This window comes from Xanthomarina gelatinilytica (assembly GCF_000348685.1).
In the GTDB taxonomy this organism is placed as follows: Bacteria; Bacteroidota; Bacteroidia; order Flavobacteriales; family Flavobacteriaceae; genus Xanthomarina; species Xanthomarina gelatinilytica.
This window is the reverse complement of sequence record NZ_ANLA01000010.1, coordinates 57698-74155: the sequence shown is the minus strand read 5'-3', so window position 1 is coordinate 74155 and position 16458 is coordinate 57698. Positions and strand designations below refer to the sequence as shown.

15 protein-coding genes are annotated in these 16458 nt (G+C 34.4%); 1 reads left to right on the top strand and 14 read right to left on the bottom strand.

The genetic code is table 11. The features are described 5' to 3' along the window. The 8 genes from D778_RS07480 to D778_RS07445 all read right to left on the bottom strand — a co-directional run bounded on the left by D778_RS07480 (position 1) and on the right by D778_RS07445 (position 9873). The gene (locus D778_RS07480; RefSeq protein WP_007649293.1) at positions 1 to 1092 is read right to left on the bottom strand and encodes a glycosyltransferase family 4 protein; all 1092 of its coding nucleotides are present in this window, start codon (positions 1090 to 1092) and stop codon (positions 1 to 3) included. A 68-nt stretch (positions 1093 to 1160) separates the two neighbouring features. Further along, positions 1161 to 2318: a glycosyltransferase gene (locus D778_RS07475; protein ID WP_007649292.1), complete on the bottom strand. Its 1158-nt coding sequence runs from the start codon at positions 2316 to 2318 to the stop codon at positions 1161 to 1163. Then, a complete protein-coding gene (locus D778_RS07470; RefSeq protein ID WP_007649291.1) occupies positions 2319 to 3407 on the bottom strand; it encodes a glycosyltransferase in 1089 nt (362 codons plus the stop codon). Continuing rightward, positions 3404 to 5251: an asparagine synthase (glutamine-hydrolyzing) gene (gene asnB / locus D778_RS07465; protein ID WP_007649290.1), complete on the bottom strand. Its 1848-nt coding sequence runs from the start codon at positions 5249 to 5251 to the stop codon at positions 3404 to 3406. Before asnB ends, D778_RS07470 begins: the two co-directional genes overlap by 4 nt. 5 nt (positions 5252 to 5256) lie before the next feature. Beyond that, a complete protein-coding gene (locus D778_RS07460) occupies positions 5257 to 6375 on the bottom strand; it encodes an O-antigen ligase family protein (RefSeq protein WP_007649289.1) in 1119 nt (372 codons plus the stop codon). 20 nt (positions 6376 to 6395) lie between these two features. Then, the gene (locus tag D778_RS07455) at positions 6396 to 7355 is read right to left on the bottom strand and encodes a glycosyltransferase family 2 protein (protein WP_007649288.1); all 960 of its coding nucleotides are present in this window, start codon (positions 7353 to 7355) and stop codon (positions 6396 to 6398) included. An 80-nt stretch (positions 7356 to 7435) separates the two neighbouring features. Further along, positions 7436 to 8710 carry a murein biosynthesis integral membrane protein MurJ gene (murJ, locus tag D778_RS07450; RefSeq protein WP_238307613.1) on the bottom strand — a complete coding sequence of 425 codons (1275 nt, stop codon included), beginning with the start codon at positions 8708 to 8710 and terminating at the stop codon, positions 7436 to 7438. A 68-nt stretch (positions 8711 to 8778) separates the two neighbouring features. Then, positions 8779 to 9873 carry a glycosyltransferase family 4 protein gene (locus D778_RS07445; protein ID WP_007649283.1) on the bottom strand — a complete coding sequence of 365 codons (1095 nt, stop codon included), beginning with the start codon at positions 9871 to 9873 and terminating at the stop codon, positions 8779 to 8781. Positions 9874 to 10308: 435 nt separating this feature from the next. Between D778_RS07445 and D778_RS07440 the strand changes: the two genes are divergently transcribed. Continuing rightward, positions 10309 to 11817 carry a T9SS type A sorting domain-containing protein gene (locus D778_RS07440; RefSeq protein WP_007649281.1) on the top strand — a complete coding sequence of 503 codons (1509 nt, stop codon included), beginning with the start codon at positions 10309 to 10311 and terminating at the stop codon, positions 11815 to 11817. Positions 11818 to 11873: 56 nt separating this feature from the next. On the opposite strand, the gene D778_RS07435 is transcribed toward D778_RS07440, so the two are convergent. The 6 genes from D778_RS07435 to porX form a co-directional block, all read right to left on the bottom strand. Then, complete coding sequence (locus D778_RS07435; RefSeq protein ID WP_007649279.1) at positions 11874 to 12245, bottom strand: DUF4258 domain-containing protein; 372 nt, start codon at positions 12243 to 12245, stop codon at positions 11874 to 11876. A 54-nt stretch (positions 12246 to 12299) separates the two neighbouring features. Beyond that, positions 12300 to 13499 carry an alanine dehydrogenase gene (locus D778_RS07430; RefSeq protein WP_007649277.1) on the bottom strand — a complete coding sequence of 400 codons (1200 nt, stop codon included), beginning with the start codon at positions 13497 to 13499 and terminating at the stop codon, positions 12300 to 12302. Positions 13500 to 13562: 63 nt separating this feature from the next. Then, entirely contained in the window at positions 13563 to 14111 is a 549-nt protein-coding gene (locus tag D778_RS07425; protein WP_238307611.1) for a hypothetical protein, read from the bottom strand. Next, positions 14062 to 14214 (bottom strand): hypothetical protein, encoded by a 153-nt coding sequence (locus D778_RS14685; protein ID WP_007649273.1) that lies wholly within the window; start codon positions 14212 to 14214, stop codon positions 14062 to 14064. The genes D778_RS07425 and D778_RS14685 overlap by 50 nt, the downstream gene beginning before the upstream one ends. A gap of 184 nt (positions 14215 to 14398) precedes the next feature. After that, a complete protein-coding gene (gene tsaE, locus D778_RS07420) occupies positions 14399 to 14821 on the bottom strand; it encodes a tRNA (adenosine(37)-N6)-threonylcarbamoyltransferase complex ATPase subunit type 1 TsaE (protein WP_007649265.1) in 423 nt (140 codons plus the stop codon). A gap of 74 nt (positions 14822 to 14895) precedes the next feature. Further along, positions 14896 to 16449, bottom strand: a complete 1554-nt coding sequence (porX, locus tag D778_RS07415; protein WP_007649255.1) for a T9SS response regulator signal transducer PorX — start codon at positions 16447 to 16449, stop codon at positions 14896 to 14898. Positions 16450 to 16458 lie beyond the last annotated feature (9 nt).

Genomic DNA, 16458 nt, shown 5'->3' with positions numbered 1-16458 from the left:
TTAATTATGATTAATAGCTGTGTTAAATATAGTTATATATTGTTTAGATACATTTTCAAGACTAAACTCTTTAACGTGTTTTAAGGCATTTTCGACTAATTTATCGGCTAATTCCTTGTTTGTGGCTATGTTAATCATGGCTTCAGCCAAAGCTTGCGAATTTTTTGGCTCAACCAAAAGCGCTTCTTTGCCATGTCTGGTAAAATCCCTCACACCTGTAACATTTGTTGAAATTATGGGTAAACCAACTGCAGCTGCTTCCAGTAAAACCCTGGAAAACCCTTCTCTAAAGGTAGGTAACACAAAAGCATCAGATGATTCCAGTAAATTCAAAACATCGTTTCTGGAACCCAATACATCTACGATATCTGAATATTGCAGGAGGATATCTTTGTTTAGTTTTTTGGAATTTTCTTCTAAAGGACCAACCAATAAGTATTTGAAATCGTGGCCTTTGTCACGGCATATCCTGGCTGCTTCCAATAGATTGATAATGCCTTTTTCATAAACCAATCTGGCAACACAAATAAAGGTGAAGGGATTGTTGTTCCGTTTGGCTTTTTGGGTTATTTGCTTTAATTCAATGCCGCTGCTTAATATTAAACTGTAATTGGAGTTTGAGATCAAGTTGTGTTTTAAATATAGGTCCTTATCGTCTTCGTTTTGAAAAATGGTATTGGTTATTCTGTTTTTTACCAAGGTGTGAAGCAGGATATAAACCTTTCTTAAAATATGGCTAAAAAGGCTTTGGGACATGAAAATGGTGCCCAAGCCTGTGACTGTCCTGGTTATAGGTGTATTGGTTTTTAATTGCGATAATGGCACCAAGAATGCCGGCTTGGTATCAAACGTATGAATTAAATCGAACGCATTATCCTTAAAAAACCGTTTAAGCCATACAATTGTTTTGTAATCAGCAATAGGAGAGAAGCTCCTGTTTAGGTTGTAGGAAATATAGTTAACAGATTTAGGGAACTTATGGTCACTTGTTCCAACTATGGTTACTTGAAAACCGGCATCCATTAAATAGCTGGACAAAAGAATCCTTTTATGTACATCCTCGCCACCTACTAAACAGATTTTTTTTGCCATAGAATTATAATCAGTTCAAGTTTTTGATACTTACTTAAGTATCTGTTTTCTTGTATTATTATGATTTATCAAACACTGTCAATAAGTGTTTTTAGTTGTAATCCAATTTTATCAATCCCATAATCTTTGGAACGTGAATAGCCCAAACCACCATAAACCATTCTTTGTTCGTTGTTTTCCTGAAAATATTTGATAGCTTCGGCCAAACCTTCTACATCATCTACATTTACCAATAAACCATATTTGGCTTTGTAAAACCCTCCTTTTTCAATAGTTACAGGTTCGTTCTCATTTAACAGTTCCAAGGGTCCAGACATGCAGTTAGTTGCTATTACTGGTAAGCCAACAGACATGGCCTCAAGAAGTACGTTTGGAAAACCTTCGGTCGAAGAGCTTAACACAAAACAGTGGCTATCTATAATTTCTGAATGCACATTAAGCACATTACCTTTAAAATCAACATGGTTCTGCAAGTTTAAATCTGTAGTCAATTGCTTTAATTCCTCGAGCAGGTCGCCATCTCCATAAATATCCAATTGAATGTTTTTGGGTAGAATACTTAAGCTCTTCAGGATGTGTTGTTGGTTTTTTACCGGAATTAAACGTCCAACAGTAACCACTTTAAAGGTTTCTGTTAAGTGATTGTGGTTGTCTATGTGTAACTTTTCCTTGTTTAAAACAGTTGGATTGTAAATAACACTTGTGTCAATGTTAACATTAAAGTGCTTTTTTAAATCTTCGTTTATATAAATAGAATTTGAAAAAAGCTTGTTGTTCCTATTGTAAAACAAAGGAATCATGGTTTTGGTGATAAGCGAAGTCAGCTTGGTGTTTGTGTAACGTTTAGAGGGAAAGCACCTTTCACTGATAATGGATTTTAAATGAGGGTTGAACATTTTTGCAAATCCTGTCATGATATTTTGACGAAGCATAAACGAAACAACCACATCAATTTTTTCGGCTTTCAAAACTTTTGTGTATTGAAAAAGAAATTTGAAATAGTCTGTAAAATGACTGATGCGAGAGGTTTTGAATGTTTCACCTTCCTTGGAGAGCAAAATAACTTTCACATCGTTTGAGATGGGAAGTTTTTTAACATCGTAAAGCAATATCAAGGTGACATCGAAATATTTTGGCAATTCGAAAGTAAGCAGGCTAACAACTTTTTCAGCTCCACCAAATCCTATTGCAGGAACAAATAAAGCAATCTTTTTTTTGTTTGTCATTTAGTTTGAGTTAACCAAATTTAGAAATAAACTTTCGTATTTAGAAATAATTTTATCCTTGCTAAAACGCTGTTTTACTACTTGGCTAACGGTTTCAGGATTAAAATCATAACTCTTGTTTATGTTGTTTAAATAATTGATAAATTCTTCGGTTGTTTCTGCAATATAGCCATTTTCTCCAATTTCAATAATTTCATCCAAACCACCTGGTGCCCTAAAAGCCAAAATAGGTGTGCCAACAACACAGCTTTCAATAAGCACATTTGGAAACCCTTCTACAAAAGAACCTTGCAAAAATAAATCGCTTTTTGCTAAATAGGTATCCACTTCCTTGGTGAATGCAACATATTCAATCTTGTCCATAAATCCATTTTGTTTTATGCTCTCAAAGATGGTTTCTTTTTCTTTGCCATTGCCAATAATGGTATATTTAAAAGGAAAATCTACTTGAGAGAGGGCTTCAATAATTCTTAGGTGCCCCTTTTCTTTACTCAACCTCCCAATGGTAATAAACCTAATGGTGTCTTGCTCACTTTTTGTTCTGGTTTTTAAATTGAAATTGTTTGTAATGGGATTGTTAATGAGAACCGTTTTGCTTTTTTTAACATGAAAATAGGTTACCATATCTTGTTGCATGTCTGTTGATTGGCAAATAATACAATCCACCAGTTTGTAAGCCAGATTGATCACGCGTTTTGAAAAGAATATGGAGGAGGAAGGGTTGTATTTGTTTAAAACACTCAGCACATTGGCTTCACGAGCCACAAATTTGGTATTGCTAAAAAATGGCGACATAAAGGCTATTAACACATTTAAATGCACTATGGAGCTTACAACCACATCTGGTTTGTTCTTTTTTATATACGAAAAAATACTGAAAAACGATTTTAAAACCCTTGGTTTGTTTAGGTAAACAATCTCCAGGTCTGTTAAATGATATACTGTGTCTTTTTGGTAACCAGTAACCAAGAGCGTTGTTTTAAAAAGCTCTTTGTTTACATTTTGAGCCACAAAAGACAATATGCGTTCGGCTCCTCCTGCAGCAAGGGAAGGGATTACAAAAACAATATTTATTTTTTTGGATCTCATTTTACTTCGTAGCCTTTTCCATTATTGTCCAACCATTGTTTTAACACCAATACTTGCCAAATAATGGTAAACCGGTTCCAGCTGCCATCCATGTGTTGTTTAATGTATGCACTAATAATCTCAGGTTCAATACAAGGTATTTTATTAAGGTTCTCATCACTTAACTCAGTAAGTACAAAGTCTTTTAAATCTGTTTTAAACCATTCGGCAAAAGGCATGGAAAACCCAGATTTTGGTCTGTCAAAAATATGCTTGGGCACATATTTATAAAGAACTTCCTTTAAAATACGTTTTTGGTTTTTCCCTTTAAATTTAAAGGAAGTAGGTAAGGACCTTGCAAATTCCACCACTCTGTAATCCAGTAAAGGTGCTCTGGCTTCTAAGGAAAATGCCATGGTTGCTCTGTCTACTTTAGTGTTTATATCCCAAATGAGATAGGTTTTCAAATCGAAATCCGAAATGCGTTCAAATAAATTCTTCTTTTTGTGTTTCAGGTATTTTATTTCTTCTAAATCGTAAACATCGACATTGGTTTTAATCCATGAAAAATCTAGATTGGTCATAGATGCCAAATACACATCATCTGTGTTTTTATAGGTTAGTGCCTTGGCTATTATTTTAAGCCTATAATTAGAGGATAGGTTTAAAATAGAAGCGCAAAATTTTCTGAAAAACAAAGGTAACATATTTATTTTCTGACCTTTTTTAATCCAGTTGTATCTGTGGTAGCCAATAAAACTTTCGTCTCCTGCATCCCCAGAAAGCGCAACGGTAACTTTTTCTCTTGTATGTTTTGCCAAGAGCATGGAAGGGATGGCAGACGAATCTGAAAACGGTTCATCATAAAAATGGCAAAAGTTTTTTATCAGGCTTTTGCCTTCCTCGTAATTGCATTCTATCACATGGTGGTCTGTTTGTAAATGATCTGCCACCTGTTGTGCATAAAGGCTTTCGTCAAATCCTTTTTCATTAAATTTCACCGAAAACGTTTTTACCTTACTGTTGGTGCTTTTGGTTGCCAATGCTGCCACCACAGAGGAATCCACACCACCTGAAAGGAAAATTCCAACAGGAACATCGGCAAACAAACGAAGTTTAACAGCGTCTTTCAAGGTGTGGTCCAATTCATTAGCAGCTTCTTCAAACGTACCTTTATATGCATTTTCCCCTTTATAGTCAATATCCCAATAGGTTTTTTCTGTAAAGGTGTAAGTGTTTAAATCGAATACAAACGAATGTCCTGCGCGAAGTTTTTTAATTTCGTTAAATATGGAATAAGGATCAGGAATCACTCCCCAAGCCAAGTACAAAGAGATAGCTTTTTTTGAAACACTTAAATTTTGATTGTAAAGTTGTACAACCGATAGTTGACTGGCAAATTCAAAATCTTTCCCATTGTGATAATAATAAAAAGGTTTTTGTCCCAACCTGTCCCTAGCTCCAAAAAAAAGGTTTTTAACCTGGTCGAAAATAACAAAGGCAAACATGCCGTTAAAATGGCTGACACAGTCTTCCCCATATTCCAAATAAGCAGCACAAATAACTTCAGTGTCACTGGTTGTATTAAAGGTGTAGCCCTTGGTTATCAAAACCTTTTTGATTTCTTGAAAATTATAGATTTCACCATTAAAAACCAGGTGAATGTTTCCCTGATAGGTGAAAGGTTGGTTGGAACGTTCGTCCAAATCTATAATAGCCAACCTGTTATGGCCAAAAATGACTTGGTTTTTGTCCCCAAAATAATCAAACTTCAATTTGTCTGGACCTCTAAAATTAGAGCGTTCCAGTTTTTCATTGATCTGAGCGTTATTGTAAGGTATTGTAGAGCCGTAAATTCCACACATATTGTTTAAGGGTTTAAAGTGTTAAGGGTTTGGTTTTCTGGACTGTATTTTACTCTTTGATAAAGCCAAATAGAGGTAAACAGTACCAAGAAATTATCAAAATAATTATGGGATACCAATAGATATGTAGCCAATATGGTAGCAATACAGGCATATTCGGGATTGGAGTAAAGGTGTTTAAAGCTTCTAAACATAAGCGATAAATAAATAATGATGAATAACATAAAGGGGATGATTCCTGATTCTCCAATAGCCATTAAATAAGTGTTGTGAACTCCCACACCTACATCAATATGTTTGTTTTTTTTGCCGTGTAGTGCATTGTAGCCTACACCAAATACTGGATTGTCCAAAATAACATCGGTATATAAAGCCCAAGTTTCGTTTCTGGAATTTTCTGTAATGGTTTTTGTTTCAATTTGATCACCACCAAACAAACTTTGAAAAGCAGAAAACCTTACGGCATTCAGATTAAAAATGGAAGAAACGGTTAAAACTATCACTATGGCGATACTTCCAGCCACCAAACTAACACTGTTTTTTTTGTTGGATATAATTGCTATCACATTAATAAGTACCAGTAATAAAATGAAATACCTGGATAGTGTCATGATTCCTGCTGTGACTATAAGTAGTTGTAGGCCTAATTTTAAAATGGTGTTTTTAATGTTAAACGTTAAGGAGAAGGCAATCAAACAAATTATTCCAGCATTGTTTGGGTTTATATAAAAACCTCCATACCTACCATAAAGAGTGGAAAAAGCTACTGCGTTTACCAAAATGCTCATGGACCCAATAAAGGCAAATAAGCCCAATTCGGTATGCGTGGTATCTTTTGCCAAATACACAATTCCAATTATGAATATGAAATATTTTAATGCATCCAGATAAAAATCCCTTATTTCCCCTGAATAATTTATACCTGCAATTAAATGATAGGCAAGGCCCAAAACAATGAAGGAAGTAACCAATTTTGGTTTTGGGCTTACAAAGTAATAGAACAAAATTAAAATAAAAAACATGGCACTCACCACACTTCCAACTCCTGAGCCAAAAGCAATGGCGCTAAAGGATACAAAGTTAAGTAAGGTGATGGAGAGTAATATGTATTTTAATATTTTCATTCTTTAATTTAAGTTGCAGCTTAAATAACAGTGGTTAATTTTTTAAATGGCCAACCTATGGTAAATATAATTCTTAAACTGAAATTGTTTAGCGCTTTGGTGTAATCCTGTTTTTTATAATTTAAATAATTGGCTGAACGTAAAAGGGTGAATATCCTTTTTAGAAAAACCTTTGGGTTTTTCCAAAAATAATCTTCGTAAAACCAATTTAGCAAGCATAATGAAAAAATAGCCATTCCTAACGCATTGTTTTCATGCTTTTCTATGGAGACCCTGTTGGAAGTGTCTAAATAGTAGGTTCTAAGGACATCGTTTGTGTACATAATCTTAAAACCTTCTTTTGAAATTAGATTCCATAATATACCTTCAGGAATGCAGCCTTTGGAAAAATTCTCAGGATGTACATAAATGCTTCTTAAAATATCTGTTTTGGTAAAACCCCATTTTTCCTTAAGGCTTTCGTTTTTAAGTCTGTTTTCAAACGTAGAGCTATACATCGGACTTTCCTTAAATTTTTCGCCTACCAAATGTCCATCTTGATCTGCGCACAAACAAGTTACGCCACTTATTTTTTGTCGTTTATCCTCAGGAATGCTGTTGTACCTTTCAATAAACACTTCAAGGGCATTTTCAACACAAGCATCATCAGAGTCCAATGGAAGAAAAAACTCTCCTTTGGCAATGGCAACTGCTTCCATAAGACAAGCCATTTTATGACGGTTAACGGCATTGTTTATATAACGTATATTTAAATTGGAAGGACCCATCAATTCTTGAATGACTTCATGGGAATTATCCAAGGAACCATCATTGATGATTATCAATTCAAAATCTTTGAATGTTTGTTTTTCAAGCGACTCAAACACACGATGAATGGTTTCTGCACGATTATAAACTGGTGTGAAAACAGTAAATTTATAGTCGAAGCTAGAAGCCTTTTCCAAGGGTTTGTATGTTGGTACCAACGCTTTCAAATTCATAATGCACTTATAAAAAACAGGTTACACATATTTTTAAACATAATGGAACAAGATACTTATTAAAAAAATGTCTCATACTATCAATAATACTTCTTTTGTTTGTTGGCATAGGAAAAAAGCACCAAACTTCTTACAATATATAGAGTAGTGGTACAAAGTACAATTCCATAAATGCCATATAGTTTTAAAAAAATATAATCCAAAATAATATTTAACAACATGCTTCCAAAAGACACATAAGCCATAAAGGCATTTTTGTTCAAGCTGGTTAAAAATTGCACAATTATATTGTCGCATATATAAAATGGTGCACCTATTAGCAGGAAAATCTGTAATTCTGAAACCAATAAGGAATCTTGGGAGGTAAACTCGTTTCTTTCAAAAATAAAGGATACAATGTTTTCAGAAAAAACAATGATGGGAATAATGACAAGCACAAGTGAAATAAACACAAATTTCAACATCCTGTTTAACTGCTTAGACGCTTCGTGTTTGTTATTGGCTATTAATTTGGAAAAATGGGGCAATAACACCCTGGATAACGCCAAAACAGCTATGGCAGTAAAAAAAGCAGGTATTTTTAAGGCGTAATTTAAAGCTGCAATGGAGCCCACTACCAATTGTGCAGCAAAATATTGATCTGTAATAGGGATCAAGCCAGATAAAAACCCAGAACTTACTTTTGCGGGTAATTGATTGAACATTAGTTTTGTGCCATCGGTCTTAAAATCCGGTTTGCTTATTTGAATGATTTTTTTGGACTTGGCAATTAAGGCCAAAAATGTAAACTCAAGAATACTACCTATTAACATACCTATGGCAAGCACTTTCTCTTGAAAGACATCTTTAAAAAAAAGCAATAAAATCAAGATGGAAATTGAAGTAAATACAGGGTAAATAGTAGAATATTTAAACTCATCGTGAATATTCAGCAAACCACTTAACAAAGAGGAAAGCCCCCAAAACAAAATACAGGGAAGCAAGAAAAAAAACTGAACTTTAATTAGATGATAATAGGCTTCTGTATGGTTAGGAAAAAACAGTTCCAAAAACGTATTGGTAAACAAATACGCAAGAAGCATAAAAAAGAAGGTGGTGGAAATGGTTACAATAAAACTAGTGGCTTGAAAAGATGCTATGGATCTGCCTGTTTTTTGTTCCATAATATAATTGGGAATAAAAACCGACTTAAATGCGCTTAAAAACACCTGATATATAAACCCTGGAACCAAAGAGGCTATTAAAAATGTATCCAAAAGCTCAGAGAGTCCAAAATTGCTTGCAATGACCACTTCTTTATAAAAACCAAAGCCTTTCACAATTAAGGTTACAGCTGCAACTGCAACAATATTCATGACCATAGGGTTTTTTCTAAGGTTATGAAATAAAGAGCTGATATGTTTTTTATATTTCAAAAGAAGACTTAATTATTGCTAATGAGTTTATGGATAAGTTTACGCCATTGCGAGGCTATTTCTGTAGGTGAGTATGCCTCAACCGATTCTTTGGCGTTTTCACTGAATTTGGCTTGTAGCTTGGTGTCATTCATTAATCTTGAAAGATTTTCTTCCAGAGCTTGTTGATCACCAACAGGTATTAACATCCCATTCACTTTATGTTGGATGATTTCGGATGGTCCATAGGGACAATTGGTTGAAATACATGCCAAACCATAGGACATGGCTTCAATAATAACATTTGGGAACCCTTCGTGTTTGGAAGTAAAAGCAAATATTTTTGCTTTGTTATAATATTCCGAAATGTTTTTAATGTTTCCAGCCAACAGTATTTGATCCTGCATCCCTAAATTGGAAATAAGCTGTTTGTAACTTTCAAAATTATCGCCATCCCCAAGCAGAACCACTTTCCAATCAGTATTTTTTATATTGGAAAAAGCACGAATTAACAAATCTTGGTTTTTAAGGTCTATTAACCTGCCTACATTAAGAATGATGTTTTCTTTTGGAGTATTGGCATCGCGTTTATCCAAAAGTTCTGTATTGTTGGGGTTTTTAATTATCTGGATTTTAGAATTCACATAGTGTTTAAAATAATTTTTTGTGCCTTCTGTTTGAACCACCAAGCAATGCGCATAAGGGTAAACAAGCTTTCTGATTGTGTGCCAGACTTTGTTGATACGGTTAAATTCCGGATTGGCCCTTTCGCTTATAATACTTGGTATTTTGGCCATTTTACACGCCAAGATGGTATAGACGTTTGTAGCAGGCAAAAAACCTATGGCTATATCTATTTGTAATTTTTTTAAGTTTTTTGCAAGGTTCCTAACCAACAGGTAATTGTTTTTTATCGACTGTAACAAGGTTGGCTCAAGCAAGTAGGTGTCTTGGCAAGTAGCTATTTTAATACGCTTGTCCAATCTGTAAAAAGGCTCACAAGGATATAAGGCAATTATATGCACCTGATATTCATCAACAAGTAAGTTGGCCAGTGAGCTAACCACGCGTTGGGCTCCACCAGCATTTAAACAGGGCACTACAAAAGCAATAGATTGTTTCAATTTAAAAAATTGTTAGGCTGCAAAAAATATAGATTAATAGCTTTTAAAGAGACTTTAAAAATATGTAATTTTTTATTCTAAAAATATTTCTCTTGAACTATTTAGATGAAATAACCATTTTACAATTTAAAATGCACAAAATGGTTCTTGTAGGAGAAGTATGAAGTTCTATAAATTGTTCATAACCTGTTAATTACTTTTAATTTTTTATATAATCCAAAACCAGATTCCCTGCGTATATAAACCTGATGTCTATTAACATGCAGTTTGTCGATCGACGAACCGTTAAAAAGTAACATAAATACTACAAAATACATTTAAAGTAATATTACACTTACAAAAATGATGTATTTTATCGAATTTATAATTTTTTTGACCTAAATATGAACTGTATTTTAATAGATTAGCAAAAGATTAATAGCAAAACCCCTAATTATGAAACATTTATATGTTGGAAAATTCTCACATCGTGAGGGTTTTCAAAGAGTATTTTTTATTTATTTTTTATTTTTCAGCATCATTATAACTGCCCAAACCTACCCAGAAACGGTTCAATTAAATAATGTGCAATACGAATCCTATCAAACCCCTACAGGTCCTAAACCAGGATATCTGCAGGAAACCACCAATGAATTTGGTAATAAATTAACTAGAATCAGTGATGCTGCTGTTTTTGGCACAACAGACTTTAATGTAAGACATCACTATTCACTTGATGAACCATGGAATTCTGATGGTTCTTTAATTAAGTTGGCAGGCTATCCAGCTGCCATTTTAGATGCAGACACTTATGAGTTTTTATATTGGGCTGGAATCCCTAGTTCAGCCACTTGGTCTTATTCCGAGCCTAACATCATGTATGGCATCTCTGGAAATAGATTTGTGAGTTACGATGTTACCACAAACAACAGACAGACCATACGTACTTTTAGTGATTACTCGGTAATTGAATATGGAGGTTCAAAAGGAAACATGTCCATAGACGATAAATATGTAGGTCTTATTGGAAGAAATGGAAGTAACCGTACTTTAATTGTATATGATGTTGAAAACGATGTGGTTGTGGCCACCCGAAATATTGGAACTGCTGCCATTGGTTGGTTTTCTGTCAGTCAGTCTGGACAATATGCCGTGTCTTGCTATTTAGCCGATGGAAGTGCTGACGATCAAGGTATGAAAGTGTTCAATATAGATCTTACAAACAGAAGACATTTAGACGATTACACCAAACATGGTGATTTAGGTATTGACGCCAACGGAAATGATGTATATGTAACTTTTGGTGACCCTGTAACAAGAGGCAACGACTATTATATGAAAATGATTAGACTTTCTGATGGAGTTCAAACACCTCTATTTCATTATACCTCAGATTATGGTGTGTGGAATGGACATATTAGTTGCAGAAACACCTCTAGACCAGGTTGGGCATATGTAAACGAAGGCTGCTGTCAAACTGTTGGAAGAAAAGAGGTATTTGCAATTAAATTGGATGGTTCAGACATGATCCAAAGATTTGCTTATCACCATACCAATGAAAATACAGGTTATGCGCATCAAGCCCATGCTGTTCCCAATAGGGATGGAAGTAAAGTGATGTTTGCCAGTAACTGGAATAACCAATTTACGGAAGCTCATCCACCATCTTTTGTGGTAGAAGCTCCAGCAACCTTGGGTATAGAAGAAAATGAAGCTGTTGCTACCAACCATATTAAGGTGTATCCAAATCCATCTAGAGATGGAATGGTTCACATTAAATTAAATGGTAACATTGCTGTAAAATCTATACAATTATACGATATGCTTGGAAGAACCATTAGAACAGAAGAAATGGTTTCTAACGAGAAAAGTTTGAATTTGTCACATTTGCCAGAAGGCGTTTATTTGTTGTCTTTTCAAACAGAAAATAATGGTTCGGTAACCAAACGGATCGTTTTGAATTAGGGAAAATTCAATCAATTTTTAATAGCAGAGCCTGAAATTTATTTTTCAGGCTTTTTTTATGGCCAATCAATGGTTTTTATGGTAGCGATACTGTCGCAGTTTTCAACCGTTAACAAAACTTCGGTTTTATTTATGTTTCCTTCAACAGCATAAATACCACAAGGTTTCTTTCTGGTGTCGCTTTTGGAAAAATCTATGTCACCATGCTTTAAAATGTCCCTAATGGCTACGGAATCTATTTTTTTATTGGAAATGGCAGACTCAATGATTTCAGAATATTGAATCTGTTTTAAATTGATGTTTTTTAAAACCCTGGCTTCAGGGCCATAATCGCAAGACACTTTTTTGCCATTTAAAAAAAAGGCCAGCACAATCAATCCAAGGGCAAATCCACCTAAATAATACCCAACTCGATGTAGTAATTTCATGTATGTTATCTTAAAAATTTCAAGGAATTAAAATGGTTTGCTGTTATTGGGAATTTAAAAAATAAGCAAATTGATATCGCTATGTTTTAAATCGAACCATTCCCCAACAGGTTTGCTGGTTAAAATTCCGTGGTAAAAATACAATCCATTCTTTAAACCTCTGTCAAAACGCAAAGAATTTTCCAGGCCACCATCCTCGGCAATTTTCAAAAGATAAGGCGTAAAAATGTTACTTATTGAAATTGAAGCTGTTCTGGAATATCGAGCAGGAATATTTGGTACACAATAATGAATAACGCCATGTTTGGTAAAGGTTGGTGTTTTGTGTGAGGTTACTTCACTGGTTTCAAAACAACCTCCCATATCAATGCTGACATCTATAACAACCGAACCATTTTTCATGTTGGCCACCATGGATTCCGTAACCAAAATGGGCGACCTGTTTTTGCCTCTAACAGCAGCAATTACCACATCGCAACGTTTTAAAGCTTTACTTAAATTTTTTGGTTGTAAGGTGGATGTAAATAAGGTCTTGCCTAAATTTACCTGTATACGTCTTAATTTGGTAATGGAATTATCAAAAACCTTAACATTGGCTCCAAGTCCAATAGCACTTCTGGCAGCAAATTCCCCAACCGTTCCAGCGCCTAGAATAACCACTTCAATAGGAGGAACACCACATACATTGCCAAACATGAGCCCATTTCCATCGTTAACATTGCTTAATAGTTCTGAAGCAATAAGTACGGAAGCTGTTCCGGCAATTTCGCTTAACGAGCGTACAGCAGGAAAAGCGCCAGTTTCGTCCCTAATAAACTCGAATGCCAAGGCTGTGATTCGTTTTGCAGCCAAGGTTTCAAAATATTTTTTTGTTTGGGTTTTTAATTGGACTGCAGAGATAAGTATAGTTTGCGGATTAATCAGGTTTATTTGCTCAAGGGTAGGAGGTTCCACCTTTAAAATCATGGGACAGGCATATACTTTGGCAGTGTCTTTTGTGATTTCGGCTCCAGCTTCGCTGTATTCCTTGTCGGTAAAATGGGCGCCAATACCTGCACCAGATTCCAATAATACCCTGTGTCCGTTATTAACCAATGCCGAAACAGCATCTGGTGTTAAACACACCCGTTTTTCCTGATAAGCTGTTTCTTTGGGAATACCAATAAATAGATTGCCCTTACGACTAAAAATTTCCAGTTTTTCTTCTTGAGGAAGTAATTGTTGCTTGGTAAATGGCGATAAAGCTTTAGACATAGTTGACACACATTATATAAGGAGTCAAATTACGAATAAATTTTTGAATGGTTAAATAGGAATTTAAAAATACTGCTTTATTTTCTCCCAGAATGTTGTAGGCTTTATCATAAACTCTTGCTCTAGCTCTTCCAACGATTTGTTGGCTGTATTGAGCTTATTAAACATTTGGGCCCTTATTAAATAAATAGATGGGACTATAAATGCCATGATTGGCAATAGATAGAAAATTTGATTTGTATTGTCTGTAAAACTTAAGTCATCATTTAATATTATTATTACTTGATAAATATACATGGCAATAGGGACCAAAAGCGTATGATACCACCAATGTCTGCAAGTAAAAAACCAAATAAACAATAACATCAATGGAATTAATTTATTCATTAGAGTCCAAGCTAATGTAGAGATGCTTTCATAGTACTTACTGTCATAAGAAAACAAAAAAGTGTCCCAAACTTTAGTGTCTGGAACACTTTCGTATAAATTAAAAAAATAAGGAGTCAATGAAATTATTATAGCTATAATTGTTCCTATAAACAATTGTTTTTTAGCGACAATATTATTGAGGTCCTTGTCCTTGTCCTGGAATTTTAATTTTACTTCTTTCAATTTTTGGCGCGTCTTCATTGGTTTGGAATAAATTAGCTGCTTGAGCTGTGAACAACATGCCACCGAAAATTGCTATTGCAATTACATACTTTTTAGTTTTCATAATCTTAAGGGATTTAATTAATTAATACTCCAAATGTATATGAGAACTTAGTACGCTAAAAGGCTTAAATGTTAAAATTGTGTTAAAAACACGTTTTTTTCATTTTTTCGTTACGGTTTTTCCGTAATCACCTTTTTTTTTGGTAGATTTTGGTGGTTATTTGGTTTTTTAGCTCGTTAAACAATTATTTTAATATGAGATTTCGAGTGAGATTGTCATTCATTGTTAATGTCACACAATCAAAATCATCGGTTATTATATCTTCAATCAATTCTGGCCATTCAATAATGAGCCAGTGGGTAGAATTCAAATAATCTTCCAGGCCAAAATTATAGGCTTCATCAAGATCTTTTATTCTATATAAGTCAAAATGATATATGTTATCATCTTTTAATTCGTATTCATTCACTATGGAATAGGTTGGGCTACTAACATCATCCATACTTCCCAAGGCTTTAACAAGCGCTTTTATTAAGGTTGTTTTGCCAACTCCCATGTTTCCGTAAAGCAAAATGGTTTTACTTTTTAGGTTTTTTAGGAGTTGATTGGCAACAGTTTGTAACTCATCAATACGATAATCAACATTCAAATTGTTTGATTTTTGCATACAATGATAGGAATAAAAATTTAGAAAAACTAATAATTTGTGTATTTCAACGGATTTTTTTGCATTACACAGATTTATTTCGGGCTCAACACCACAAAAGGTATAATCATTTCTTCCAAAGAAACACCACCATGTTGATAGGTATTTCTATAGTAACTTACATAATGATTATAGTTGTTTGGATAAGCAAAAAACAAATCCCCTTTTGCAAAAATAAACGAACTGCTCATGGTTATGGACGGCAAGTGGATGTTTTTTGGGTCTTTGGCAACCAATACGTCCTTGTCTTCATAAGTCAAGCTACGACCGGTTTTATAACGTAAGTTTAAACTGGTGTCTTTATCTCCAATTACTTTTGAAGGGTTTTTTACGTTTATGGTTCCATGATCTGTGGTTAATATCAGCTTGAAACCTAGTTGTTGGGCTTGCTGAATCATTTCCAAAAGTGGGGAGTTTTTAAACCAACTTTGTGTTAACGAACGATAGGCCTTGTCGTTTGAAGCCAGTTCTTTAACCACATCCATTTCGGTTTTGGAATGGGAAAGCATGTCTACAAAATTATAAACTACCACAGTTAAATCGTTATCTTTTAAGGATTTAAAGTTGTCAACCAGTTTTTTTCCGGTTTTTAAATTGGTAATTTTATGATATTCGGTCTTTAAATGAGATAAGCCTAAGCGTTTTAATTGTGCTTTTAAAAATTCGTCTTCATGCAGGTTTTTGCCTCCTTCGTCTGTATCATTTTTCCATAAATCTGGATGCAGTTTTTCCATATCGCTAGGCATCAATCCGGAAAATATGGCATTTCTAGCGTATTGGGTTGCTGTTGGAAGAATGCTATAAAAAGGGGTTTCTGTCACTTTTTTATAATAATTGTTCACTATGGGCTCAAAAGCTTTCCATTGGTCATATCTTAAATTATCAATAACTACTAAAAGGGTAGGCTGTTCCTTGCTTAATTCTGGGACAATTTTGTTTTTAAATAAGGTATGCGATAAGGTTGGGGCTTCTGTATGTGGTTCAAACCAGCTTGGGTAATGCTTGTCTATAAATTTCCCAAATTGGGTATTGGCTTCGCTTTTTTGAGATTCCAAAATTTCAAACATGCCAGCATCTTCAATATTTTCTAGTTGAAGTTCCCAATAAATAAGTTTTTGATATAGATTGGCCCATTCCTCAAAGGTATTTACCATGCTTAGGTCCATGGCAATTTTTCTAAATTCCTGCTGGTAATTGGATGTGGTTTTTTCTGACACCAATCGGGAATGATCCAAATTTTTCTTGATGCTCAGTAAAATTTGGTTGGGGTTTACCGGTTTTATAAGGTAATCGGCAATTTTGTTGCCAATGGCTTCTTCCATAATATATTCCTCTTCACTTTTGGTAATCATTACTACAGGAAGCGTATCGCGTTTTTCCTTGATTTCATTTAAGGTTTCCAGACCTGTTAATCCTGGCATGTTTTCGTCTAGAAACACAATGTCAAAATTTTTGTCGTCTAAAATCTCAAGAGCTTCTGTACCACTTTGGCAGGTGGTAACTTGGTAGTTTTTCTTTTCAAGAAAAAGGATATGGGGTTTTAGCAAATCAATTTCATCGTCAACCCAAAGAATATTTATATGGTTCATGTATATTTG